This window comes from Streptococcus caledonicus (genome assembly GCF_042656225.1).
Taxonomy (GTDB): domain Bacteria; phylum Bacillota; class Bacilli; order Lactobacillales; family Streptococcaceae; genus Streptococcus; species Streptococcus caledonicus.
The window spans coordinates 1-627 of the sequence record NZ_JBHSOJ010000018.1 but is presented as its reverse complement, the minus strand read 5'-3'; the positions used below and the strand labels follow the sequence as shown (position 1 = coordinate 627).

Here is a 627-nt window from a genome sequence, read left to right as displayed (position 1 = left end):
CAAGGGACGCTTCACGAGGATATTGACCTTTATTTTAGTGATGCTAAATTGCTTGAGAAACTAAACAAGAAAGGTCAACATTACCAAACAGTAGAGACAGCCCGCAGCCAAATTGAGATTCGCGATTACTGGGTTTCATACGATGTCAACTGGTTATCAGAAAGACATCCTAAGTGGCAGAAGCTACGTGGCATTGGCATGACCCAGAACACTATTGATAAGGATGGTGTTCTGAGTAAGGAGATTCGTTACTTTATCGTTAGTTTCAAAAAGACGATTGAAACTTGTGCCTCATGTGTCCGAGGGCATTGGTCAGTGGAAAGCATGCATTGGTTACTAGATGTCGTTTACCACGAAGACCATAACCAAAACTTGGATAAGCGGGCTGCATTCAATCTGAATGCCATTCGTAAGGTGTGCCTTTATTTCTTAAAAGTCATTCAATTTCCGAAGAAAGCTCTCAGTTATCGGAGGAAACAACGTTATATTTCTATCCATTTGGAGGATTACTTACCTCAGTTATTTGGAAAGTAGAGGACGACCAATGGATGTAGGCAATTATATCCCTTTCAAAAATCGTTCCAAAGCACAAAAAGACTATGAGAAGTTTTTCATGCGTTTGACGTG

Annotated in this window: 1 protein-coding gene; it reads left to right on the top strand. The window is 40.5% G+C overall.

The features are described 5' to 3' along the window. The coding region (locus ACFPQ3_RS08180) for an ISAs1 family transposase (RefSeq protein WP_156807275.1) at window positions 1–534 on the top strand (534 nt) is incomplete at its 5' end. Window positions 535–627: the final 93 nt, after the last annotated feature.